The 24,140-nt window shown below is 38.5% G+C and carries 22 protein-coding genes and 5 pseudogenes; 16 read left to right on the forward strand and 11 right to left on the reverse strand.

What is annotated here, in order from left to right; genetic code table 11:
• Window positions 1–138 precede the first annotated feature (138 nt).
• The 6 genes and pseudogenes from KA717_26755 to KA717_26780 all read left to right on the forward strand — a co-directional run bounded on the left by KA717_26755 (window position 139) and on the right by KA717_26780 (window position 3,289).
• Window positions 139–747: a helix-turn-helix domain-containing protein gene (locus tag KA717_26755; GenBank protein ID UXE59405.1), complete on the forward strand. Its 609-nt coding sequence runs from the start codon at window positions 139–141 to the stop codon at window positions 745–747.
• A gap of 46 nt (window positions 748–793) precedes the next feature.
• Window positions 794–1,228, forward strand: a pseudogene (locus KA717_26760) (transposase).
• Between the two features lie 274 nt (window positions 1,229–1,502).
• The gene (locus KA717_26765; protein ID UXE59406.1) at window positions 1,503–1,742 is read left to right on the forward strand and encodes a hypothetical protein; all 240 of its coding nucleotides are present in this window, start codon (window positions 1,503–1,505) and stop codon (window positions 1,740–1,742) included.
• Between the two features lie 8 nt (window positions 1,743–1,750).
• A complete protein-coding gene (locus tag KA717_26770) occupies window positions 1,751–2,158 on the forward strand; it encodes an ISAs1 family transposase (GenBank protein ID UXE59407.1) in 408 nt (135 codons plus the stop codon).
• Window positions 2,159–2,179: 21 nt separating this feature from the next.
• Window positions 2,180–2,872: a hypothetical protein gene (locus KA717_26775; protein ID UXE59408.1), complete on the forward strand. Its 693-nt coding sequence runs from the start codon at window positions 2,180–2,182 to the stop codon at window positions 2,870–2,872.
• A 219-nt stretch (window positions 2,873–3,091) separates the two neighbouring features.
• Window positions 3,092–3,289 (forward strand): annotated as a pseudogene (locus KA717_26780) (DUF4277 domain-containing protein).
• Window positions 3,290–3,322: 33 nt separating this feature from the next.
• Here the strand turns inward: KA717_26780 and KA717_26785 are convergent.
• Complete coding sequence (locus tag KA717_26785; GenBank protein UXE59409.1) at window positions 3,323–4,477, reverse strand: ISL3 family transposase; 1,155 nt, start codon at window positions 4,475–4,477, stop codon at window positions 3,323–3,325.
• Here KA717_26785 and KA717_26790 point away from each other — a divergent pair.
• Both KA717_26790 and KA717_26795 read left to right on the forward strand, forming a co-directional pair.
• Complete coding sequence (locus KA717_26790; protein ID UXE59410.1) at window positions 4,441–4,875, forward strand: DUF4277 domain-containing protein; 435 nt, start codon at window positions 4,441–4,443, stop codon at window positions 4,873–4,875. The genes KA717_26785 and KA717_26790 overlap by 37 nt on opposite strands.
• 112 nt (window positions 4,876–4,987) lie before the next feature.
• Window positions 4,988–5,452 (forward strand): annotated as a pseudogene (locus KA717_26795) (transposase).
• A 15-nt stretch (window positions 5,453–5,467) separates the two neighbouring features.
• Here KA717_26795 and KA717_26800 read toward each other — a convergent pair.
• A pseudogene (locus KA717_26800) lies at window positions 5,468–5,725 on the reverse strand (IS4 family transposase).
• Between the two features lie 491 nt (window positions 5,726–6,216).
• On the opposite strand from KA717_26800, the gene KA717_26805 reads away from it, so the two are divergent.
• Together KA717_26805 and KA717_26810 are read left to right on the forward strand one after the other, a co-directional pair.
• A complete protein-coding gene (locus tag KA717_26805; GenBank protein ID UXE59411.1) occupies window positions 6,217–6,411 on the forward strand; it encodes a transposase in 195 nt (64 codons plus the stop codon).
• A 17-nt stretch (window positions 6,412–6,428) separates the two neighbouring features.
• Entirely contained in the window at window positions 6,429–7,604 is a 1,176-nt protein-coding gene (locus tag KA717_26810; protein ID UXE59412.1) for an IS4 family transposase, read from the forward strand.
• A 9-nt stretch (window positions 7,605–7,613) separates the two neighbouring features.
• Here the strand turns inward: KA717_26810 and KA717_26815 are convergent, their stop codons facing one another.
• The 4 genes from KA717_26815 to KA717_26830 all read right to left on the reverse strand — a co-directional run bounded on the left by KA717_26815 (window position 7,614) and on the right by KA717_26830 (window position 10,727).
• Window positions 7,614–7,856: a hypothetical protein gene (locus KA717_26815; GenBank protein UXE59413.1), complete on the reverse strand. Its 243-nt coding sequence runs from the start codon at window positions 7,854–7,856 to the stop codon at window positions 7,614–7,616.
• Window positions 7,856–9,064: an ATP-binding protein gene (locus KA717_26820; protein UXE59414.1), complete on the reverse strand. Its 1,209-nt coding sequence runs from the start codon at window positions 9,062–9,064 to the stop codon at window positions 7,856–7,858. Before KA717_26820 ends, KA717_26815 begins: the two co-directional genes overlap by 1 nt.
• 275 nt (window positions 9,065–9,339) lie before the next feature.
• The gene (locus KA717_26825; protein ID UXE59415.1) at window positions 9,340–10,515 is read right to left on the reverse strand and encodes an IS4 family transposase; all 1,176 of its coding nucleotides are present in this window, start codon (window positions 10,513–10,515) and stop codon (window positions 9,340–9,342) included.
• Window positions 10,516–10,532: 17 nt separating this feature from the next.
• A complete protein-coding gene (locus KA717_26830) occupies window positions 10,533–10,727 on the reverse strand; it encodes a transposase (GenBank protein ID UXE59416.1) in 195 nt (64 codons plus the stop codon).
• 168 nt (window positions 10,728–10,895) lie between these two features.
• Between KA717_26830 and KA717_26835 the strand changes: the two genes are divergently transcribed.
• Window positions 10,896–11,426 (forward strand): hypothetical protein, encoded by a 531-nt coding sequence (locus KA717_26835; GenBank protein ID UXE59417.1) that lies wholly within the window; start codon window positions 10,896–10,898, stop codon window positions 11,424–11,426.
• A gap of 110 nt (window positions 11,427–11,536) precedes the next feature.
• Here the strand turns inward: KA717_26835 and KA717_26840 are convergent, their stop codons facing one another.
• Window positions 11,537–12,892, reverse strand: coding sequence for an ISNCY family transposase (locus KA717_26840; GenBank protein UXE59418.1), 1,356 nt, complete (start codon window positions 12,890–12,892; stop codon window positions 11,537–11,539).
• A 136-nt stretch (window positions 12,893–13,028) separates the two neighbouring features.
• Between KA717_26840 and KA717_26845 the strand changes: the two genes are divergently transcribed.
• The 4 genes from KA717_26845 (at window position 13,029) to KA717_26860 (ending at window position 17,462) form a co-directional block, all read left to right on the forward strand.
• The gene (locus KA717_26845) at window positions 13,029–13,634 is read left to right on the forward strand and encodes a hypothetical protein (protein UXE59419.1); all 606 of its coding nucleotides are present in this window, start codon (window positions 13,029–13,031) and stop codon (window positions 13,632–13,634) included.
• A gap of 108 nt (window positions 13,635–13,742) precedes the next feature.
• Entirely contained in the window at window positions 13,743–14,201 is a 459-nt protein-coding gene (locus tag KA717_26850; protein UXE59420.1) for a hypothetical protein, read from the forward strand.
• Between the two features lie 549 nt (window positions 14,202–14,750).
• The gene (gene dcd, locus KA717_26855) at window positions 14,751–16,658 is read left to right on the forward strand and encodes a dCTP deaminase (protein ID UXE59421.1); all 1,908 of its coding nucleotides are present in this window, start codon (window positions 14,751–14,753) and stop codon (window positions 16,656–16,658) included.
• Window positions 16,659–16,985: 327 nt separating this feature from the next.
• Window positions 16,986–17,462 (forward strand): hypothetical protein, encoded by a 477-nt coding sequence (locus KA717_26860; GenBank protein UXE59422.1) that lies wholly within the window; start codon window positions 16,986–16,988, stop codon window positions 17,460–17,462.
• A gap of 80 nt (window positions 17,463–17,542) precedes the next feature.
• On the opposite strand, the gene KA717_26865 is transcribed toward KA717_26860, so the two are convergent.
• Window positions 17,543–18,163: a hypothetical protein gene (locus KA717_26865; protein ID UXE59423.1), complete on the reverse strand. Its 621-nt coding sequence runs from the start codon at window positions 18,161–18,163 to the stop codon at window positions 17,543–17,545.
• Between the two features lie 180 nt (window positions 18,164–18,343).
• Between KA717_26865 and KA717_26870 the strand changes: the two genes are divergently transcribed.
• Window positions 18,344–19,423 carry an IS1 family transposase gene (locus KA717_26870; protein UXE59424.1) on the forward strand — a complete coding sequence of 360 codons (1,080 nt, stop codon included), beginning with the start codon at window positions 18,344–18,346 and terminating at the stop codon, window positions 19,421–19,423.
• A 231-nt stretch (window positions 19,424–19,654) separates the two neighbouring features.
• On the opposite strand, the gene KA717_26875 is transcribed toward KA717_26870, so the two are convergent.
• The 3 genes and pseudogenes from KA717_26875 to KA717_26885 form a co-directional block, all read right to left on the reverse strand.
• Window positions 19,655–19,897, reverse strand: a complete 243-nt coding sequence (locus tag KA717_26875) for a hypothetical protein (protein UXE59425.1) — start codon at window positions 19,895–19,897, stop codon at window positions 19,655–19,657.
• Window positions 19,898–20,261: 364 nt separating this feature from the next.
• A pseudogene (locus tag KA717_26880) lies at window positions 20,262–21,599 on the reverse strand (IS5 family transposase).
• Between the two features lie 265 nt (window positions 21,600–21,864).
• A complete protein-coding gene (locus KA717_26885; GenBank protein UXE59426.1) occupies window positions 21,865–24,135 on the reverse strand; it encodes an ABC transporter substrate-binding protein in 2,271 nt (756 codons plus the stop codon).
• Between the last annotated feature and the right edge of the window lie 5 nt (window positions 24,136–24,140).

Raw genomic sequence — 24,140 nt, forward strand, 5'->3', positions numbered from 1 at the left:
TTTAATAAGGGTTTTGACTTAATTTGACTTAATTTGACACCAATGGCTATCAAGCCCTAGTAGTCTGAGGCGCAAGTTAAGATACTATTATTAGGCAACCGATAAAAAGATAAATATAGGTATATAGGAGAAAAAGTCATGCCCCGATTAGCCCCCAAAGAGTTAAAGTTGGAAGCAAAAGAACGAGAACATCTAGAAAAACTGATAAATCGTCATACAACAGAGCAGCAAATTGCCTTAAGGGCAAAAATAGTGCTTCTGGCAGATGAGGGAGAAAATAATCGAGAAATTGCTAGAAAATTAAAAATCAGCCGAAAAATGGCAAGTCAATGGAGAGAAAGATGGATAGCAGGACAGAAAAGTGAAATAGAAATAACAGAAAGAATCAAAGATGCTGAACGTAGTGGAGCACCCGCCAAGTTTAAACGCGAACAAATCTTGAAGTTGTTCAAATTAGCCTGTGATGACCCAAAGAATTATGAGCGTCCGATAAGTCACTGGACAGGACGAGAATTAGCCGAGGAATTAGTAAAGCAAGGAATAGTGGAAAGTATATCTCCTCGACAGGTAGGAAGATTATGGGAAGAAGCAGATATTAAACCCCATCAGTCAGGATACTGGCTGAATCCCCCCCCTGACCCAAATTTTGGGGAAAAAGTGAATGATATCTGCCAAGCCTATGAGAGTGCAATTTTAGGAGAGGAAAAGGGAGAAAAGACTATTTCTCTAGATGAAATCTCTAGATGAAATGACGGGAATTCAAGCATTAGAGCGGAAAGCACCAGACCTTCCGATGTCTCAGGGGAAGATTCAAGGTCGAGAATTTGAATATATTCGTCACGGCACTCAAACGTTAATAGCCAGTTTTGATGTGGCCAAGGGTCAAGTAATCTGCTCTACAGTCGGAAATACTCGCACAGAGGCAGACTATTTAAGCCATATCCAAAAAACCATTGCCACCAGCCCTGATGTAGCAAAATGGCACTTGAGCATGGATTGCCTAAATACCCATCAGTCAGAATCTTTGGTTCGCTATGTAGCAGAATTTGAGGGACTTAATCTTGAATTAGGAGAGAAGGGCAAGAGTGGCATCCTTCAATCAATGGCGAGTAGAGCAACTTTTCTCAGTGACCCCAATCATCGAATTGTTTTTCACTTCACACCGAAGCATTGTTCATGGCTCAATCAAATTGAGATTTGGTTTGGTATTTTAATGCGTAAGTTACTGAAACGAGGAAATTTTCTCAGTCAAGATGATTTAAGAACGCAAATTCTTGAATTCATCGACTATTTTAACCGCACTATGGCGAAGCCCTTTCGATGGACGTATCGGGGGAAGGTTTTGGCTGCTTAAATTTTATAGCACCCAAACTTACGCCTTGGACTACTAGTTATTAGAAAAAATTATATCCACAAGGTCAGGAGAGCAAAAAAACAAATCAATTCTCTTTATCAGCAATTCTAAATTTAAGGCGAGGTAAGGGTTGTAGAAAACAGGGATAATGGGAAAGGACAACAAGGGAGACAGAGAGGACGAAAAGATGCAAGGAATAATCAGTATGGCTGGTCTGATAGCTTACGTGGTAGCAAGTATAGAGAAAATGAAAGACCCTCGCCAACCCAGGGTAATCGCATCTTATTTGTTACAAAAAATACAGACAAAAAGAGAGAAATATAGTGTAAAAAAGAAGCAGTCATCTAAGAGAAGAAAAGGCTATTATTTAAAAAAAGTAAGTGAGTGAGGTCAAAGATGGCAAAAGGCTTCGGCGCAAGAGTTCTAACCCCACAACAAGAAAAAGAAGTCAAAATTATCAAAAGAAGCATACTGAAACATTTTCAGTGCCTAAAAGAACCGAGAACAGGGAGAAGGCAAGACCATAACTTAACAGCAATTGTCACCATAGGAATATTGGCAGTATTGTCAGGGGCAGATGGCTTCGTAGCAATTGAAGCCTATGGCAAAGCCAAACGAGAATGGCTAGAAATGTTTCTAGAGTTACCAAAGGGAATTCCCTCTCACGATACCTTTGGAAGAGTATTTGGAATGTTGGAAACAGAAGAACTAGAAAAAAGTTTTCTGAGCTGGATAAGCAGTCTAACGGAGAAAATGGACATAGAGCTGATACAGATCAGCAATTCTAAATTTAAGGCGAGGTAAGGGTTGTAGAAAAAAAGGATAATGGGAAAGGACAACAAGGTAGCCAGAGAGGAAGAAAAGATGCAAGGAATAATCAGTATGACTGGTCTGATAGCGTACTTGGTAGCAAGTATAGAGAAAATGAAAGACCCTCGCCAACCCAGTCCAAATACAACCTACAGCCTAAAAGATGCGGTACTAGGTGGTTTCAGCCTGTTTCTAATGCAATGTGAATCATTCCTAGAACATCAAAGACAACTGCATAGTCGCAACGGTAGGGATAATCTTCAAACTCTATTCGGTGCCATCAAAATACCTAGTGACAATCAAATCCGCAATATCCTGGATAAAATCAAAGCCAATTCGTTATTTGTGGTGTTTAGTGACATTTATCAACTACTAAAGACCAGAGGAATATTGACTCGGTATGAGGTGTTAGACAAGCAATTACTAATTCCGCTAGATGGCACAGAGTATTTCTCCTCCCAAAATATCCACTGTGAGCAATGTTCCCATCGAACCCATAAAAACGGGACAGTGACTTACTTTCATTCGGCAATCTTACCGGTAATTGTCTCACCTCAGCAAAAAGCGGTAATTAGTCTTGACCCTGAATTTATTACCCCTCAAGATGGTCACGAGAAACAGGACTGTGAGGTAGCAGCGGCAAAACGTTGGCTCCACAGACATCGAGAATTTTTTGACCCGTTTAGCGTTACTATGATTGGGGGATGACCTCTATAGTCGTCAACCGATGTGCGAAGAGGCTCTTCAAAACCACTTTCACTATCTTTTTGTCTGTTTGCCTGAATCCCACATTCCGCAGGTTGTCGAAGAGGAGCACTAGTTCACGCGAGCTGGTATCGGTACTTGTGCATTGATTTCGGGCAAGGATAAAAAATGTCAATAAAGTTCTAAAATGGAGTCTTGTCTTAGATAGAATCAACAGTAAAAATGAATAACCTAAATATTAAAGACCTCGACCACTTAGGAATCGTAGCGGGAATTATAGATGAAATGGGTTTAGTAGAAATTATCGATGAGGAAGTGGGAACTCATCCTCAAGAAAAGCTCAGTGTAGGTACAATAGTAAAAGCAATGATATTAAACTGCTTAGGATGTATCAATGCTCCGTTATATTTGTTGAGTGAGTTGGCTCTCCCCTTGTCTGTGTGTAATGTTATGTTAAGAGTTAAAGCAAGCTAACAATTTAAGCCGTAGATGCTCAAAATTAGCAAATCCATAACTTTTCCTTTTTATTAATTTAATTTTTGTATTCATCCCTTCCGTTAATCCATTAGTTGTATGGTTTTCAAAATAATTGCATATGCCTGTCAAATGAGTTTTCAGCATACCCACACTTTTTTTATAGAATAGGCTCGCTGTTCTCATCCATTTTTCAAATTTTCTCCTTGCACCATTTGTCGTTCTTGAATGCTCATAAATATCTCTAATCTCTTCCTTCATTTCATACGCTATTCCTAAACAAGGATACATTTTCAATATCTCTTCTAACTCTTCTCTTTTTTCTTCTTTTAACTCTTCTTTATTTTTCCATAATAGGTATGTTAAACCCTTTTTATGGATATTCATTTTCTTTCTCAATTTATTCAATTCTTCATTTATATTTTTCATTACATGAAATCTATCATAGACGATTTTAGCATTTACAAATAACTCCTTTATTGCTGACGTAAATCCCTCCCACATATCCACACTTACTTCCTTTACATTCTCTCTAACCCTTGCTGGCTGCACTTTTAGGGCTTCTATTATCTCTTCTTTTTTGTGTCCTTTTATTACTTCTAACAATTCCTTTTTATTTATATCTATCACTGTTGTAATAAAGTCTTTTTTTCCTTTTCTATTACTAAATTCGTCTAAACTTATCTTTTCTGGTAATTCCCATTCCTTCTTTTCTGCCTGCTTTGCATACTCTTCAAATATTGATTCCAATGTTCCCCAACTTATTTCTTCTTCTTGCCTTACCTCTTCTACATTTTTCTTTTTTACTTGCTCATAAATCTTTTCTTCATAACGAATTGTATAATGTTTTCTTAGCCGCATAAAGTCCAGTCTTTCTGTTATGTATTTCTGACATTTTTCACAATGGAACTGGCGGCGGGGCACTTCCAGATATACTTTCTTTCCCAATAGGGATAAATCCCGAACCAAATTATATTCTATTTGATTTATATCTTCCAATTCTTTATGACAATTTGGACATTCCATTACTTCGTTTTTCATTTTTAATTTTAAGAACAAAGCACCATCTATTTCTCGATAGTTTACGACTGTTACCTTTGGCAAACCTAGTAGCTCATCCAAGTTTATCCACATACTCCACCTCCTACTGTGGTATTACTATTATACACTTTCCACACAGTTGGGGGAAGAGCCGTGAGTTTTTTAAAGGAAAAGCATTAGAACACCTATTAGGAGAAGGAATAAAAGCAGAAGATTTAAATGATGACAAGCTAGGAAGGTCATTGGATAAGGTATTTGGAGTGGGGGTAAAAAACCGGTTCACGAAAATAGTCCTAAAAGCGGCAGCAATCTTTGGAATAGAACAAAAGTCAAAGCATTTAGACTCAACCTCAATGTCTGTACAAGGGAAGTATAAGGAAAGGATAGAAGATGAGGAAGACGAGCAGACAAAAGCCATAAAAATAAAATTTGGTTATTCCAGAGATAAACGACCAGACCTAAAACAGTTTATGTTAAATAGGGCTTGCTGAAAAAAGCTGAAACCTTTACGGAGAAAAATAGTAGGCGAATTAAGAACCGCTAGAATGCACGAAAATAGGGTAGAATGCCTCAAAACCATTGCATTAAGAAGAGAGAAAGCAGATGTACCGAAAGCAAAAGTACTCAATTGAAACACCAGAAAACTTGAAAAATCTGTTCGGCGGGCAGTTAGACGAAGAAAATCGTTGGATAGAAATGTCAAAAATGATTCCCTGGGAAGAATATGAGGAAGAATATGCAAAAAACTTCACAGAAAAAAAAGGAGCCCCAGCCAAATCATTTAGAATGGCATTAGGAGCATTAATTATCAAAGAAATTTCAGGAAAAAGTGACAGAGAAACAGTAGAACAAATAAAAGAGAACCCTTATTTACAGTACTTTATAGGAATGGAAAGCTATAGTAGCAAAGAAGCATTTAATGCGTCAATGATGGTTCATTTTCGTAAAAAAATAGGAATGGAATTAATAAATAAAATTAATAAAGAAATAGAAAAAAAAGCGACGGGTGTAGCGTCAGAAAAAAAAGAAAATGAAGGAAAGTTATTGTTAGATGCGACTTGTACACCAGCCTGACTTTTCCCGTTAAGTGCGGATTGCAAGCTGCCAGCCTTGGCAAAGGTCATGCAACTTCAACCAACCGCGCCAAAGGACTTGGATACCGAGAGGAGTTTTACGACGATGTTCAAGATAACCACCAAGAAAAGCAACAGACTCGACAGCCCAAGCAACAGTCAAAATAGGGGGAAGTTTTTGAGAGGCGGCTGCTTTTAACACCTGAAGTTGAAGAGGATTAAGAATTTCAATCGCGAGAGCATCGGGCTGGGTACGATGAAGATAAGTAGGGCTTGCTGAAAAAGTCCACAAAACGAACCTAGATGCCACAGGGCGCGAAAAATGGTGACTTCAGAGATCAGTTTCCAGTTTTACCTCATATTTTTCCAGCAAAGTGCATGGATTTTGAGCCTCCAAATGCCATAACCTTGCATCTGATCGTTTGTAAAATGCCTGAAAGTATTGTCTAGCAAGGATTTTATCCTTATTCAGCAAGCCCTAAGTAACGTGTAAAAGTTCAACAGCAATGACACTTAAAAAACCCAAAAGAGTTTTCATTCCATCAGAGGCAAGTCGATCTGACTTTTCCCGTTAAGTCCAAAATCCAGCAATGCAAACTTCTAGAGGCTTTATCTGGCAAGGGTTTGAGTAATGATTCTCTTGACAGGAAAAAAATATTCTGAAGCCATCATCCCGCTTATCGTTCAAATTTCAAAAACAAAGGATGAAGGGAGTATGAGACTGTAAAATGGAGAAAATCTTAAAGGGCAGGTCAAAAAATGTTGGAATGGTGGACAAAAAACTTTGCCAGTTGTGAATTGGGAGACGAGAGGCTAAACAATCGTGCCTTCTCGATTGGGAAAAAGTTAAGTGAGGGGTTTGGAAAAGCCTTATCAGAAGTGTTTAAGGGAGGAAACGAGTTAAAGAGGGCCTATGAATTTTTGGGAATCCGAAAACAGACTTTGTCAAGATAATAGAGCCGCACTGTGAAATGACAACTGCCGCCGTAGAAGAATATAAGATAATGCTATCAGTCGGAGATACGACCTTCTTAGATTATCGCAATATCAAGGAAAAAAGGGAAGGGTATGGGCCGACTGGAAAAGGAGGGAATGGATTAATACTGCATAGTGCTTTAGCAATTGAGCCAGAAAAAGGACAAGTATTAGGTTTATTATGGCAAAAACTGTGGAATAGGGAGGTAAAAGAAAAGCCCCCAACAGATGAAACGGCGAAGCAGAAAAAAGAAAGACAGAAAGAACAAAGAAAAGCAGCTCGTCAAAGACCATTTGAGGAAAAAGAATCCTACAAATGGGTAGAGGCTCTAAACACCTGTGAGAAACAGGTAGAAAGTTCAACGAGGGTAATTCATGTATTTGACAGAGAAGGAGATGTTTCAGAAGTCTTTGACTCAGTGCGTCAACTCAAGCATACAGGAGTGCTGGTCAGAGCGTCTCATAATCGTAGTTTAGACAAAAATAGTGAACGACTTTGGCAACATTTGGAATCAGAACCGATTCGTTTTCATCAAGAAATCGAGATTCCGAGTACAGGAAAAAGAAAAGCACGGAAGGTTAAGCTTGCCGTCCGATTTTGCTCAGTTAATCTACGAACTCCCTATCGTTTTGATAATCGTGACCCGTTGAATGTCTATGCTGTTTATGCGACAGAAATCGATTGTCCCGAAGGCGAAACTCCTTTATCTTGGATGCTTCTGACTACAGAAGTTGTTGAGACTATTGAGATGGCTGTCACTATTCTTCGTTGGTACACCTACCGATGGCGGGTTGAAGAATTTCATAAAGTCCTTAAGTCTGGTTGTCAGAGTGAGCGTTATCGACTTGCCTCTGATGGAATGAAAACTCTTTTGGGTTTTTTAAGTGTCATTGCTGTTGAACTTTTACACGTTACTTATCTTCATCGTACCCAGCCCGATGCTCTCGCGATTGAAATTCTTAATCCTCTTCAACTTCAGGTGTTAAAAGCAGCCGCCTCTCAAAAACTTCCCCCTATTTTGACTGTTGCTTGGGCTGTCGAGTCTGTTGCTTTTCTTGGTGGTTATCTTGAACATCGTCGTAAAACTCCTCTCGGTATCCAAGTCCTTTGGCGCGGTTGGTTGAAGTTGCATGACCTTTGCCAAGGCTGGCAGCTTGCAATCCGCACTTAACGGGAAAAGTCAGGTTGAGCGATCGCCGCAATTAAAGAATTCAGGTAAATATTGATTGTGTTTTTGCGGAACACAGGCTTTATAAAAGTTTGCGTCTGGAAAATCTTCCATTCGTCCATAGGATTGAGGCGATCGCCGACCTTTAATGGGGGCAAAACTACCTTCACACAGGATGACAATTTTATTTTTAATGCGACGGGATTGGAGGATCGTTTGACAATGTTCTTCAAGTTGTTGGGCATCAAAACTCATTACGAATGATTAACGTTATTCAAAAGTTTGGGTTCAATTTCTTTAACATGAGCAGGGGTTAAAGCTTGGCAAAGTTCGTAGGAATGGGTCGCTAAAATATATTGATTAGTTGGCCCCCATTCTTCCAAGTCTCGAATAATTTGATATTGCCAGTCAGGATGAAGTGCAATTTCAATTTCATCAAACAGAATAATTGCATTTTCAATATTACTATATTTGAGCCAAACATATAAACTGAGTCTTTTGAGTTCGCCATGACTCAAATCTTCGGGATAAAGTTCTATGGTTTCACCATTCCTTTCTGCTTTAAAATTAACTCCTGATAAATCTTTGTCTAGATTGATTTGTTTATCTTTTAAAAATTTATTAAAATCATTGAGTAAGTTTTGATAATGTTTACCATAGTGACCTCCTGTTTCGATTGCTTCCTCAAAATCTTTATCTCTTGCTTGTTTAAAGGATTGAATAAGAATATCTACCGAAACAAAGTCATAGGGGAAAAAATTGGTTAGTTGATTTTTCGCATCGTCCCATTCCCACCCCCTATCCTGTTTTTTTGAAGATTCTTCCTGATTTTCTAACGTTTTATTGCTTTTAAATCGTGATTTACGATATTTTTTAGAAAGAAAAAGAAAAATCTGAGTGGAAGGTGAAGCTAAAAATACTTTTTTGGATAAATTATCTAGAAATATATCACTTTTATCAAAATCTATATTTGTAGATTGATCTTGGGCTTCATTAACTGTTGTAAGATAAGCCTGTATAATTCTATAAGCAAGAATATAGTTGTTATAGTCAAGAATATATTTAGGCTTACTTGCAAAACTTTGTTCTTTCCCTATTGATTCAGAGATCAAAAAGGTCTTGTTTTCAATGGTGCTATATAAAGCAGAAAAAGAACTTCCTAAAAATACCAAATATTCGAGTCCAATAATCCCCCCTCTATTCGCAATCTCAAACTTAGCCAACGTTCTTTGATCAGTGCCTTTAGGAATTGTGAAATCTTCTAATAAATTTCGGATAAAGTGGTACTTCTGAGGATCAGCTGAGCAATGCAACAAGATAAAAATTAATTGCAATAAGGTGCTTTTTCCCCCACCATTCAAACTACCCAGGGGAAAAATACGAGGAGAAAACTCCTTCTCAAAGCTAATATCAATATCCTTTAAAACCCGAAAATCGGGAACTTGAACCCGTTGTAAGTGCATGGAATTTATCTCAACTAGCCAAAGTTGCTTGTAATAGTAACTTATCGTTCGTGCAAAAGAGAATAAGTAAAAATGCTTAGAGGGATAGTATGATCGCTGTTTTTTGTAGATTAGCTTGACGATTCGTTGCGTTTCTTAATCGATCCTACAGAAATGACAACGATCTTCGTATTGCCCTAAGACAATTGGCGATCGCCGTTCACTGAGAGTTAAGGCGGAGATCGCACTTTAATAGCACCTCCACCGAAAACTGTCAGTTGACCTGACTTTTCCCGTTAAGTGCGGATTGCAAGCTGCCAGCCTTGGCAAAGGTCATGCAACTTCAACCAACCGCGCCAAAGGACTTGGATACCGAGAGGAGTTTTACGACGATGTTCAAGATAACCACCAAGAAAAGCAACAGACTCGACAGCCCAAGCAACAGTCAAAATAGGGGGAAGTTTTTGAGAGGCGGCTGCTTTTAACACCTGAAGTTGAAGAGGATTAAGAATTTCAATCGCGAGAGCATCGGGCTGGGTACGATGAAGATAAGTAACGTGTAAAAGTTCAACAGCAATGACACTTAAAAAACCCAAAAGAGTTTTCATTCCATCAGAGGCAAGTCGATAACGCTCACTCTGACAACCAGACTTAAGGACTTTATGAAATTCTTCAACCCGCCATCGGTAGGTGTACCAACGAAGAATAGTGACAGCCATCTCAATAGTCTCAACAACTTCTGTAGTCAGAAGCATCCAAGATAAAGGAGTTTCGCCTTCGGGACAATCGATTTCTGTCGCATAAACAGCATAGACATTCAACGGGTCACGATTATCAAAACGATAGGGAGTTCGTAGATTAACTGAGCAAAATCGGACGGCAAGCTTAACCTTCCGTGCTTTTCTTTTTCCTGTACTCGGAATCTCGATTTCTTGATGAAAACGAATCGGTTCTGATTCCAAATGTTGCCAAAGTCGTTCACTATTTTTGTCTAAACTACGATTATGAGACGCTCTGACCAGCACTCCTGTATGCTTGAGTTGACGCACTGAGTCAAAGACTTCTGAAACATCTCCTTCTCTGTCAAATACATGAATTACCCTCGTTGAACTTTCTACCTGTTTCTCACAGGTGTTTAGAGCCTCTACCCATTTGTAGGATTCTTTTTCCTCAAATGGTCTTTGACGAGCTGCTTTTCTTTGTTCTTTCTGTCTTTCTTTTTTCTGCTTCGCCGTTTCATCTGTTGGGGGCTTTTCTTTTACCTCCCTATTCCACAGTTTTTGCCATAATAAACCTAATACTTGTCCTTTTTCTGGCTCAATTGCTAAAGCACTATGCAGTATTAATCCATTCCCTCCTTTTCCAGTCGGCCCATACCCTTCCCTTTTTTCCTTGATATTGCGATAATCTAAGAAGGTCGTATCTCCGACTGATAGCATTATCTTATATTCTTCTACGGCGGCAGTTGTCATTTCACAGTGCGGCTCTATTATCTTGACAAAGTCTGTTTTCGGATTCCCAAAAATTCATAGGCCCTCTTTAACTCGTTTCCTCCCTTAAACACTTCTGATAAGGCTTTTCCAAACCCCTCACTTAACTTTTTCCCAATCGAGAAGGCACGATTGTTTAGCCTCTCGTCTCCCAATTCACAACTGGCAAAGTTTTTTGTCCACCATTCCAACATTTTTTGACCTGCCCTTTAAGATTTTCTCCATTTTACAGTCTCATACTCCCTTCATCCTTTGTTTTTGAAATTTGAACGATAAGCGGGATGATGGCTTCAGAATATTTTTTTCCTGTCAAGAGAATCATTACTCAAACCCTTGCCAGATAAAGCCTCTAGAAGTTTGCATTGCTGGATTTTGGACTTAACGGGAAAAGTCAGTTCTTAGAACATCAGAGGCAACTCCATAGCCGCAACGGTAGGGATAATCTTCAAACTCTATTCGGTGCCATTAAAATCCCTAGTGACAATCAAATTCGCAATATTCTAGACAAAATCAATGCCAATTCGTTATTTGGGGTGTTTAGTGACATTTACCAACTCCTGAAGACCAGAGGAATATTGACTCAGTATGAGGTGTTAGACAAGCAATTACTAATTCCGCTAGATGGCACAGAGTATTTCTCCTCTCAAAATATTCACTGTGAGCAATGTTCCCATCGAACCCATAAAAACGGGACAGTGACTTACTTTCATTCGGCAATCTTACCCGTAATTGTCTCACCTCAGCAAAAAGCGGTAATTAGTCTTGACCCTGAATTTATTACCCCTCAAGATGGTCACGAGAAACAAGACTGTGAGGTAGCAGCGGCAAAACGTTGGCTCCACAGACATCGAGAATTTTTTGACCCGTTCAGCGTTACTATGATTGGGGGATGACCTCTATAGTCGTCAACCAGCAATTCCAAATTCAGAATGTAGTCAAAGATACAAAAGGCTCGATGTATTTACTGGCAAGGGTTTTGCTATGAAAATTGCCAATTAATCAACTAGGAAGAATTCGAGACAGCGAGAGAAACTGAGTCATCAAGCATAAAATCTAAAAGATGATGCCAGCTTTCAAAGAACAGATATTTGGTCAAAGAGAGAATATCTTGAAAGAATCCCTTACGAGTGCCGCGTTGGACGCGAATTCTCTGGTAACGTTCATCAACCAAACCTAAAACCGTGTGCAAGAGAAAAGCCAGCAAATTCAGGGTAAGCAAAACAGAGGCGAGGTGTTGTTTACCATGCCCAAAATTATGCTCTAAGTGATAGCCTCGATTTTTGAGAATATTGTGATTCTCGTTCTCAGTACGCCAACGAGTCCGTCCAGCACGACAGACATCAAGAACGATGTGAGGGGTGAGAAAATGATTGGTAATCCAACTATTGTGATAAAGAAGTTGAGCATCGGATTCGCGGTGGATTTTTAGCTCACACCAGTTAACCAACAAAGCAGGCTGTTGGTCTCGCAGGGGAATCTGATTGAGATAACGGCAGTGCCAAATCTCGAAATACTTCCCATTCCAACGTCGGTGTTGAGTGGTTTTGACTTCTCCATTAGCTTCTAAATAGTTTAACCATTCATAGAGTGTGGGATGAGAAGTCGGTAAACAGACGAAGATAAAGTTGAAATCGTGGTCGAGACAGTGCTGACAAGTGGGCTGACGACTGTACAAGTCATCCCCTAGCAGAGTTATCTTCTGTCCCGCAAACAAACTAGCATGGTTACTTATCCAACGTTTCGCCGCATTTTGCTCACAATCTTGCTTTTCAGAACCGTCTTGAGGGGTGATAAATTCAGGGGGTAAGGAAAAAACTGATTCATGGTCTGGGGAAACAATCACGGGCAATAATGCCTGATGGAAGTAGGTGACTTTTCCCTGTTTTGACGTTTTGGTTGAACAGCATGGACAATTTACTTTTTCCGAACTGTAGTAATTTGTCCCATCCATTGCTACTAGAAGATTTCCCCTCAATATTTCATAGGCTTTCAAGAATCCCATGCTCCTCAATGCTTGGTAAATTAACCCAAACAAAGGGAATAGACTACTCGCTGCTACCCCATCCACAATGTTGCGAATCTGTTCTACTGTTGGTATTTTTTCTAGTCCAAACAAGCTCTGAGCATTATCTCGCCCACAACGGCTGTTAAGCTGACGTTGGTACTCTAAAAATGACTCATTTTGCATAAAAAAGGCGGCAAATGCCCCCAGTATCGCCTCTCTTAGACTATATTTCGTTGCATTACTAACCGAACGGGGGTCATCTATCTTCCCAATGACCTCGTTTAAACAGTGAACGATTCCGTCAAAACTTAGGTCGTTTACTTCCATCTTTCTCTCTGCAAAATCAGTAGACACTTTTCTCTTTATTCATAACTTCCTATAGGTCAAAGTTTTTCTGTCTCTATTTATACCATTTGAATTTGGAATTGCTGGTCGTCAACCGATGTGCGAAGAGGCTCTTCAAAACCACTTTCACTATCTTTTTGTCTGTTTGCCTGAATCTCACCCTACTCTTTATGAGTTTTTGGACTATGCCGAGAAGATTGGGGAAGTTTACTCTTTCCATGAGCGTCGTCGTCATGGTCGCGATTGGCATGACTATCATTATCGTTGGACTTATCACTTGCCCCTAAGAGATGGTTCCGCCGCCCTCAATACTCATTGGTTTGAGGTCACTGTTACTCGCCGTTCTGATGGTCAGGTTCTCTTTCACAACGATTGGATTACCGACCATTTTTCCCAAGCCGATAACATTGTTGAGTTAGTCAGTGTCGCTCGCTCTCGTTGGAAAACCGAAAATGAGAACCATAATACTCTTAAGACTCAGGGCTACCATCTAGAACACAATTTTGGACATGGTGACCACCATCTTGCTACCTTTTTGCTCACCTTAAATTTACTGGCTTTCTTGTTTCACACCGTTTTACAGCTTTTAGATGAGTCCTACCAACGTATCCGACTACTTTTAGGGACTCGAAGATGCTTTTTTTCCCATTTACGTACTCTTACTACCTATTTTGTCTTTGATAGCTGGCAACACCTTCTTGATTTTATGCTTGAGCCATTTGACTCTCTGCCCGCCACTAATTCCTCCTGATTTTTCAAATTTAGAATTGCTGTCTCTTTATTTACCTTACATCAAGTCATGTAGTATGCTGTTATAATGGGGGGTTAAAAGCTTTTCCATTGAAAAAAGTATTTAATTTTGGTAAAAAATTCTAAAATGTCTTACATGAGTTTATTGGAAAAATCGGCTCGAAACACAGCGGCCGCCTCATTGCTTAACAAAATGAGACATTGGTTACAGGGAAGGCAAGCAGATGGATTGTCTTCTGATGAGCGGCAAGTTCTCTTAGAATCTTTGGATGTGTTGGAGTCCAGGCAATTTGATCAAATGATCATCCATAGCTTTCGAGGGATCGAGAACCCCCTGAACGCTTCTGTTTTATCCATATCTATGGCATTGCACAATGCTAATGGACAAGACGAAGACGGTTGCCAACGCAGCCATTTGAAGCAATTACTGGACTCCAATCAGTTACCAGAGGATCAAGCAACAAGAGAAAATTGCATCAACTTGCTTAATCAAGCTATTCAAGCAATTGGAGACTTTGAGATTGGAGTAAATTCTCACTCTCACAAAATGCCATATAAAGGTCTTTAGTCTTTGACATCCTCTCCGCCGTAGAACGGCGAAGAAACCTAAACCTCACGATTTAGGTTTCTGCTTCACTCACCGTCGCATACCACAGTTTTAAAAATTATGTACTGTCTTACACAGAGTCCACAGACTTTTACCCCATTTCAGAAGCCTAGGGCTGATTCATTCTAACAAATCTCAATCAATCAAATCCTTATCTGGCAAGGTTTTAAGGCGATTTCTCAGAATAAATATCTGAAAATTTTTAAAAATACCTTACTTTGCTTACCCCATAAGCGATTGAAGAGAGACAAAAAAGGAATCAAACCAGAGAATGAATCAGCCCTACATTTCAGAAGCCCGATTCCGTGTGTCCCACGGTACGGTTTCAGCAAAATGCTTTTTGTACTTGTTGCTTAGACTTTTTACCTTGCCAAGCCTTTCTAGCAAGAACCCCCTAAGCCTAGTTTTCAAGGTGCGATGCCGACCACTTGGTTTTCGTATTCAGCACCTCGATTCTAACACCTTGTAAAGCCGTCCTAGAAGGACGGGGTTTCAGACCCATTTTTTTCGATGAAAGATATGATGGAGCATCCTGAAGTGGATATGCTGAGGCAAATTGCTCTAACGGCCATTGCCCCTGAGTTAGAAAAAATTGGAATCGTTGTCCAACAAAATATCCCCGATAGCATTAAAGACGTCTGTAATCAAATTCAAAACGATTTAGAGTATCAGGCAAATAATGTTCAGGATATACAAGACCTGACTGTGTTGAGACAATATCTATACACAGTCTCTTTTTTTATCAGCTTACTTCTTAAAGCGAGTCCTGAACGTTCTTCATGGTGGGCAGAGTCCCTGATTTATGAGTGTTATAGCCTATGCAAAATAAGTGAGAGAGAGATAATTATTGTACATTCCCAAGATACTAACTTGGAAGATTTTAGTGTTTATCCCAACGCTACTTTTACTTTTGGACTAAACTATTCCTCTCAACATAATACACCAGTTAAACCATTAGATATTTTTTTTATTCCCGCAGAAGTAAAGTTTGATATTTCTTGTATGGCATTGATTGGCCATGAAGTTGGCCATATCTACTGGCAAATACATCAAAACGTACTTGATGAAAAAGTTAAGGAAGCATTTCAAAAAATTCCCCTACCTCAAGATAGAGGGGAACAGTGGGAGTTACAGCACAAACCACAACAAGTAGCACTACGCATTGAGGAGTATCTTTGTGACCAAGTAGGACGCTACTTACTTGGCCCTGCTTTTGATTTTGCGCTACTAAAACTTTTTCTATTTTTACCGAGCAGTGGTAGTAGTCGTACCCATCCCCCTCAAGAAAATCGTATTCTCCGTTCTAAGGATATTATTAAATGTTATGTGGATTCTCCGAGCAATAACTGCTATCAATTAATGAATAAGATGTCTCAATTAATTGACGCTATCTACGATAAATTGCATGATTTTAAATCAGAACTTAAGTCAAGTCGCTATGATGAGATCGCAGAAAAAGTAGCCAAAGAAATTTATCAAGCCAGTAATTTAATTATTGAAAAGCGGCTTTCTCCTGAGAAGTTTGAACAAATTTGGAGAATGGTTAAGCCAGAATTGGATGGTTTCAGACCTCCTTTTGAAACAGTCACAATTAATAAACCCGAATACATAAACCCAACTGACGCGATTATTGCTGCAACGCTTTACTATCATGGCGAAGCTTATCTAACTAGCAATGTTTTTTATCTTAATAGTTCAAAACCAGAGTCAGAAAAACGTCGTATATTGTTTGAAAAACTCAGTGAACACCTCAGATACGCTATCAGTCTCCATCGTTTTGTTAAGTTTGCTCAACATCAAGAGGAAGATTTTGAGACACTGAAGCAAAGCAATAGCTTATGGAATTGGCGTGGAGGGAAACAAGATACAGATAAATTGATTGTGACACCCACCATAGATCCTAATAACCAATATGGACAGAGCACGGTAGATTTGCGACTAGGCTGTTCATTTCTAGTCAATGTGCCTTCTCGCTATACTCATATTGATCCTGCTTCTAAGGATAATCACCTATCAGCTTACTATCAAGAAATTCATATCCCTGTAGGGCAGGAATTTATCTTACATCCTCACCAATTTGTGCTTGCAACAATTCTGGAATATATCTGCTTACCAAACGATCATTATGCTTTGGTTTTGGGAAGATCTACTTGGGGGAGATTAGGATTAAATATTGCCACCGCAACCACCGTTCAATCAGGTTACAAAGGGTGTTTGACGTTAGAATTAAGGAATCTTGGTGAAAGTCCTCTACCATTAACTGTTGGTACTAGAATCGCTCAATTATGCTTAATTTCTGTTGCTTCCCCTGCTCAACAAGGCTATGTAGGCAAATATATTGGCCCTATTAAAGCAGAAATTCCTAAAATCTATTCTGATCCTGATTGGGTAATTATTAAACACTTTGTGAATGGCTAACCATTAAAAAAGGTTTTCTGCAAAAGAATAGATAAAGGTTTTCGTTAAGTTTTCTACTATTCATTCTTAATATTTTTTCACTACAAGAGTTTTTGGCTCCCCACTTGTTTGTGTGTAACCTTAATTTATTTTTTTTGAAAAAAGCATGCCCCTTAACGAAAATTTATTGTTCCCCATCAAAACAGAGATCGCACTCTAAACCTCAAATTTAAAAAGCGATCGCAGATTAATTGATAGTTTTAAAAAGTGATCGCTATCTCAACTCTCAGAAAAAGCAATCGCCTCTTCCCAATTAATAAAAAACGCGATCGCCTATAAAATACCTTTATGATAGAGTTACTTAAACTGTTACCAAAGTCACTGACGACATTTTTGTATGCAGTGGCGGCTTTATTAAGATTTTATGGAAACTCAGACACCATCCTCTTCTCATTCTTCCCCTTCACCACCATCGAAGGTCGCTTTCTGGTCTTTGGTCTGGGGTCAGGGTCTCTGGTGGCTAATCTCGGCCTTGAGTGGCACGCTGGAAATCAAAGCAGAAGGGAAACGACAGCAGCAAGAACACGAATTGAGAATGAAAACCTTGCAGCAAGAACACGAATTGAGAATGAAAATCTTGCAGCAAGAGAACGAGAGGCTAGACGGGATAATCTTGCAAACGAGGAAAGAGAACGAGGAACTCGCCATACTCGAATCCAAAATAGATGGATTATTCTCCAAATACAACATCAACTCGAAAGTTCACCAGACACCAGAGCAGCCTTGAGGGATTTTCTTGTATTTTTGTCGGAATATGGTGAGTAGAAGAGCGATCACCCCTTACCGATTTAAAAAAGCGATCGCCGATTAATTGATAGTTGATAGTGAATAGTTGATAATTATCCCTAGTTCCGCAGGGGTTTGTGTCTATGAGAAGAGAGGGGACGACGACCATTGAGAGAGGAAGCAATCAAGAGATTCCGAAGCCAATGGTCATGATAACGAAAACCATTAAGACTCTCAAAGGGAGAAAGTTGTCCCTGCTTCCGAACACAAGTTTTACGAGAGTAAGGACGAAAATTCCACAATAAGGCAAGAGAGCGAACAGTTAATCTCGCCGATGTTAGATTGCCGTGAAAATATTGCATAGAATAAAGCACACGGTCAAAGTAATTCATCGGTCGGTCAACTTGATTACTCGTACGGTAAGCATTGGGAAAGTCGAGGGCACTTTGGAAAAGATGAGATTTAAGGTGAATGCGTCTGACCTTGGCCGTAATCACTTCCGATAGTTTTTGCTTTTTCACCCATTCGAGAAAACGTCTCAGACGTTGAGCGAATTGTCTTTTGGTTGTACCTTGATAAACCTCCCAGAGTTTTTGGCACAGTCTCTGACACTGTTGAGGTTTAGAGCGACAGACAGAGCGGATTTTGAGGACTTCATGGAGAAAACAGAGAATCAGGGTGATACCTTCAAATAGGCTTTTCCATGCACTTCGGGTTGCTTCCCAACCATCCGTTGTCACCGTTAACGGTTGATAACTGGGGGAGATTTCCTTGGCACTAGTATCGTCTGATCAAAGTTGGAAAAAGTTATGGTGTAAGGCTTTGAGAAAATAGAAAAATAGTTTAAGACTAGACATCGGCCCGTTTTTATTATACTATTATTATTGTCATTATATCAAAGAAGAAGGAAACAGAAAACAATGTCAATATTAAAGAAAAGCTCTATGGAAATCCTGAATGATGTTGGCTTGTGCCAAGAGAAAGAGGATGCCTTATTCAAGAAAAACTGTCCTCATTACTATAGTGAAAAAGTAAAAATACATTCTTATTATCAAACGAAAGGTAACGGGGAACGTAAAATGTTCATTTGTCAAGAATGTAGTTCTTGTTTTGCTGAGACTTATGGTAGCGTAATCGCTGGCTTAGAAACCCCATTAAGTGAAATTGTAAAAGTATTAAAAGCCAGAATGGAAGGAATAGGATTAAATGCCGCAGTCCGAGTATTCGGCTACGCAAAAACAACAATATTGAATTGGGAAAAGAAATTATCAGGATTACAAGAGACATTATTTTTATACGCCTTAGTGAATGAATTTGTTAAACTAGTAATAGAAGGGGATGAACTATACACAAAAGTTGGAAAAAATAAAGAAGCAAGTGCCTCTGAGGGGTGGACAATCGTGCTCATGGACAGGGCTAGCCGCTTTATTTGGCATTTAAAATGTGGTAAAAAAGAGCAGAAATTATTTCTAGAAGCAATGATGACGGTAGCGGAATTATTTGAAAGGAGTGCAGAATCTCTCCAGTTATTTACAGATGGAGAAAAGCGATATAGTCAACTGCTATTTAATATTTGTCACGAAGTATTGAAGACTGGAAAGCGAGGTCGTCCCACCAAAGTATTACCGAAGGGTCTTGTGGTAAGACTAAAAAATAAGAGTAGTAAACGTCGAGATTCTGAGGGTAAACTAAAGAAAGTAGAAACTCCGAAACCAGAACATCAAGAGACAACAGAAAAACCAGAAGAAAAGGACGTCCATGCCAACCACGTTGAGGCATTTAATAGTGCTATCCGACGCTATTTAGCCGCCTTTCGTCGTCGTACAAATACTTATGCTAAATCTGTTGTGGGATTACAGCGAGTCCTAGATATTTTCTGGATGGTTCATAACTTTGTTCGCAGCCATTTTACGACTAGAGAAGTTCCTGCTGTAGCTCTCGGTATAATTGAAAAAGGGTTAACTTGGGAGGACTTACTCCAAATTCGCCTGATTTCTTGAACCTCCCGTATTGCAACGTTTGTAGCTTCTAGCTAGACGATACCAGTGCCTCATATTGGCCAGGTATAGAAATACGTTTCAATCCTGATTGAGGCAATCTTATATACCTCGCACGGTGATAATTTGCGTTTTTTAGTTCAGCCCCCCTAGCCCCCCAAGTTTTGGGGGAACCATTCTCTATTTATCGGTTTCAAAGTCCCCCAGCATTGGGGGATTCAGGGGGCGAAAATCTCAATCCATGACCGTGCCAAGTATATTTTCAAAATAGGGAATTACTTCACCTTCTTTGATTTCATCACCATGACGAGGATTTAGTCTATGCGGATAATTATGAAATGAATTAAGATTTGCTTGGCCATCTTTCCCCCATATTTCTTCAGGGAAACCATAACCATCTTTACTTGTAAAAGACAAACTCGATCCCATAATGCCTGGGATAAACACTACCAAGATGGGGGACTTGTCAGAACTCATACCTAATATTCAGCTAAAACTCTTTTTAAAAACTGACCTCAAAACACAGACACAGAAGATCAAACGAATTGTGAGTCTCTAGGCTTTTTAGTTGTATCTCCTCCAAAAAGAATAGCCTAAAAACTCACCTGTATGTAGGGCTTGCTGAAAAAGTCAAAAAACGAAAGAAATGTGGGTTAGGGAAGTATGGACTGAAAAAGCATAGATAACTTATCCTTATGGAAACAAATCAAAATACAGATTTTGTTTAATCTATTGTTCCTTTCTGTCTAAAAAGGTCAACACAAATCACTCCTCACAAAAGAGAGGAAAATTAACACCATTTTTCACAAGAAAAACGACTCTACAACTTTTTACTTTTTGTCTTCTGAAGTAGAGTAGAAAGATTCATTACCAAAAAGTTCATCGCAATTACCGTTTCCGAGGTCTCAGGTAGTTTGGCCATCACTCGACCAAGACTAAATTTCCTCTTTCCCTGTCCGAATTTACCCTCAATGGCATTACGCACTCTTTCATCTGAGCGTGCCTCTTTCTTTTTTTCTTTGCTCACCTCTTTCGGCGGTCTTCCCAATCGGGGACCACTCATTCTTATATCCCTTTCTTTACAATAAGCTCGATTCGCTTTTGTTCGATAGATTTTATCCACATGAACCGATTCCGGATAACATCCTGTTTCCCTTTTATATTCTTCTATTCGCGCTTGTAAATCTCCCGATTCGTTGTAATTATCCCAACTTAATTTGTCTAAGAAGACAAAGCCATTCACATTACTTGCCGATATTTTAGCTCCAAACTCTACTGCTTTTCCCGCTTTTCCACGCACTATTGGACGCACGTGAGGTTGGCTTACACTCACAATTCTGTTTTCTACTTTATTTGTCTTTTTTTCATACATTTCTAACTGTTGCTCATACACTTTTCCTATCGTTACAAGCTCTTCTTGCTCTTTTTTCGTTAGTTTTTCTAACTTTGCTCCCTCTTCTATCATTTTTTCTATATCAGACAAGTTTCTTTTTATATATCCTAGTTGTTTTTTTGTTCCTTTTCTTCTTTCTTTTTTTGACACACGACGTTTTTTTGCTATGGCTAAGTACTCTTTTCTTGCCACTTCCCTATAAGTCCTCGGCTTTTCTTTCCTTTTCTCTTTTATTTCTTCATACAGCTTATCTATTATTTTTTCTGTTTTTTCTCTGGCATCATTCAATATTCCTATATCCGTTGGATATTTTATATCTGCTGGTGTACAAGTCGCATCTAACAATAACTTTCCTTCATTTTCTTTTTTTTCTGACGCTACACCCGTCGCTTTTTTTTCTATTTCTTTATTAATTTTATTTATTAATTCCATTCCTATTTTTTTACGAAAATGAACCATCATTGACGCATTAAATGCTTCTTTGCTACTATAGCTTTCCATTCCTATAAAGTACTGTAAATAAGGGTTCTCTTTTATTTGTTCTACTGTTTCTCTGTCACTTTTTCCTGAAATTTCTTTGATAATTAATGCTCCTAATGCCATTCTAAATGATTTGGCTGGGGCTCCTTTTTTTTCTGTGAAGTTTTTTGCATATTCTTCCTCATATTCTTCCCAGGGAATCATTTTTGACATTTCTATCCAACGATTTTCTTCGTCTAACTGCCCGCCGAACAGATTTTTCAAGTTTTCTGGTGTTTCAATTGAGTACTGTTGCTTTCGGTACATCTGCTTTCTCTCTTCTTAATGCAATGGTTTTGAGGCATTCTACCCTATTTTCGTGCATTCTAGCGGTTCTTAATTCGCCTACTATTTTTCTCCGTAAAGGTTTCAGCTTTTTTCAGCAAGCCCTATGTACTTTTTTTATGAGAAATTCTACTTTTCCCAATCAGCTAGTATCAATTCCAAGGCGATCGCGGCATGAGTCCAATGGGTTCCACCCTGGCAAAAAACAGTATAAAAAATTTACCATTTAAGGAGAATTTGAAACAGTCTAATCATCAAATTTTTCAAATTCATAATTGTCACAAATTTTGTTGTCATTCTTCTGAACAATCTTCTTTGGAACAACTTCCACAAGCTGAGGACTGGGCATTGTATCTTTATCAGACAATTTGAAAGCTGCACCCGATGTTTCATCTTCCGACAGTTGAACGTGTTGCATTTTACCACCCAAACTGTCCCTTGTTATACTTGTTATAATATCGGTGTCGTATTTGGAGAAAGCTTTATTAAAAGCAATAGTTGCATCATAGCTAGTCGCTGTTCTCCAATTCACATCTCCGCCAGCAAGTTCACTAACATCTTTATTAAAACGTTTCGATGCTTCATTTGCGCCATTGAACCAGGGAACACTCAATATTAAGCCAGAAGAATATTTACTCAATTTATCACATTCATATAAAGAATCACCACCTAGCATTGGCAGTTTAGCTTGTTTTGCGTTTTCTTCGATAAGTTTTAACGAAAATTTTTGTGCATCTTCAGTTTGAGTAAAATGTAAAATTGCTCCTACACTAAAGTTTACATTCTCCTTAATAATGTCAGTTGGAGAGCGATTTTTTGATTGTTTAAATTCAATTTCTCTTATTAACTTAATACCCTTTTCTTTTTTATCAGAATAATCCTTTAAAGATTTTAGATAATCTTCGCTGGAAACATCTCCTTTTTCATAGACAACCGCTACATTTTTAATATTTTTGTCTGCCAAGTAATCCGCAAGCCGCTCTGACAACTTCTGATTAGATGTTACTGTTCGATAAAACATCCCTGTCATCTCTTTTTCCAAATCAGAAGCGGTACTGGTTGATGTAACAACAACAATGTTTCCCCTGTATTCATCAAGAGCGGCTTTAGTTGCAGAACTTGAATTATGGCCAATCACCCCCAAGATACTTTTATCTTGAACTATTTTCCGTGCAATCTCTTTTGATTTGTAGCCTTTATCATTTCTATCATTGGCAATGACAACTTCAAGATGGTATTTCTGACCCTTGATTAAAATTCCTGTTATATTAATCTTTTTCTGTGCCATTGCCACACCAAAAAGAATAGGCCGTCCACGATTGCAGTAGGTACTGGTATAATCAGTAGAACCATCAATGTTTTTTTTATGAAGGGGAACGACAACCGCAATAGAAAGAAAATTTTTGCTCCTGCGAGCCTTAGCATTTTCTTGATAAATCTGTAGCTCAGGATCATTACCAATACGTAAGTTAGGACGATTCTCCTTGTTTTTCATTATCACTGACTCAAATTCTCGTTCAGAATCAGCATACTTTTCCTTTTGAAAATACTCCTCAGTTGCTTTTTTGAGCTTCATATCCATAGGATTCTCTTTTTTATTTTTTCTTAGTATTTCTATTACTGATTCAAGTTTTTGTGTAGCATTTAAGTACTTTTTGCTACCGAAATCCTCCTCTGCTTTTTTGAGGTTATCCAATTGATCTTTTTGAGTCTTTGTATTCAATTCGCTCTCTGTATCAAATGTCCGTTGAAATTTACATTTTTCCTCTGAAATTTTCGGTGGTGACAAAAATTCTTCACCACGACTCATATCATCGCCCACAAAAAATTGAGGCTTGGCTTGAGCTATATTCATTACCTTAATAATCGCAAAAACAATGATGCCAATTTTCAATAAAATCATTATTAATAAAAGTATGTTTATCTTATTTTCCCAATTTTTCCAAATACTGCCTGAAACATTAGGAGGTGTAACTGGAGGTGTTTGTGAAGAACTAGATTCGACAGGCATTGATTTTTGACATGGATTAGAGTTTAAAGAGTTTTTAAATTCATCTAACGAAAGAATTTTAAGCCTGTAAGTTTTTTCTTCTCCGCCAGGTAGTGGCAGAGAAATTTTTAGAAAATTATCGCTTTTTGTTCGCAAAATTAAATTTGGATCGTCTGTAATAATATCTGGAATGTTTTGTGCCAATGCAAAATAGACTAATAGATGAAACTGATCAGGATGTGTGTGATAGCTTAATATTTCTCTAATCTGATTTATATGAGAAATTACGATACCATTGCCTTGTACACCATGATAATCTTTAATAGTAACCCTTTCTTGTTTTTCTAGCAAAGCTTTTATTTTACTAAACTCTTGTTGGTTATCACCCAGAATTTCTTCTAGTAATGTTTCTAGAACTATTATTGTTATTTCAGAAGCATTGTCATCATTTAACAAGGAAAAAATATCGTTGCGTTGTGTTTCATTAACTAGCAAGGAAGCATTGATTAAAAATTGTCGGTTATCCATAAAAA

It is taken from the genome of Woronichinia naegeliana WA131 (genome assembly GCA_025370055.1).
Taxonomy (GTDB): domain Bacteria; phylum Cyanobacteriota; class Cyanobacteriia; order Cyanobacteriales; family Microcystaceae; genus Woronichinia; species Woronichinia naegeliana.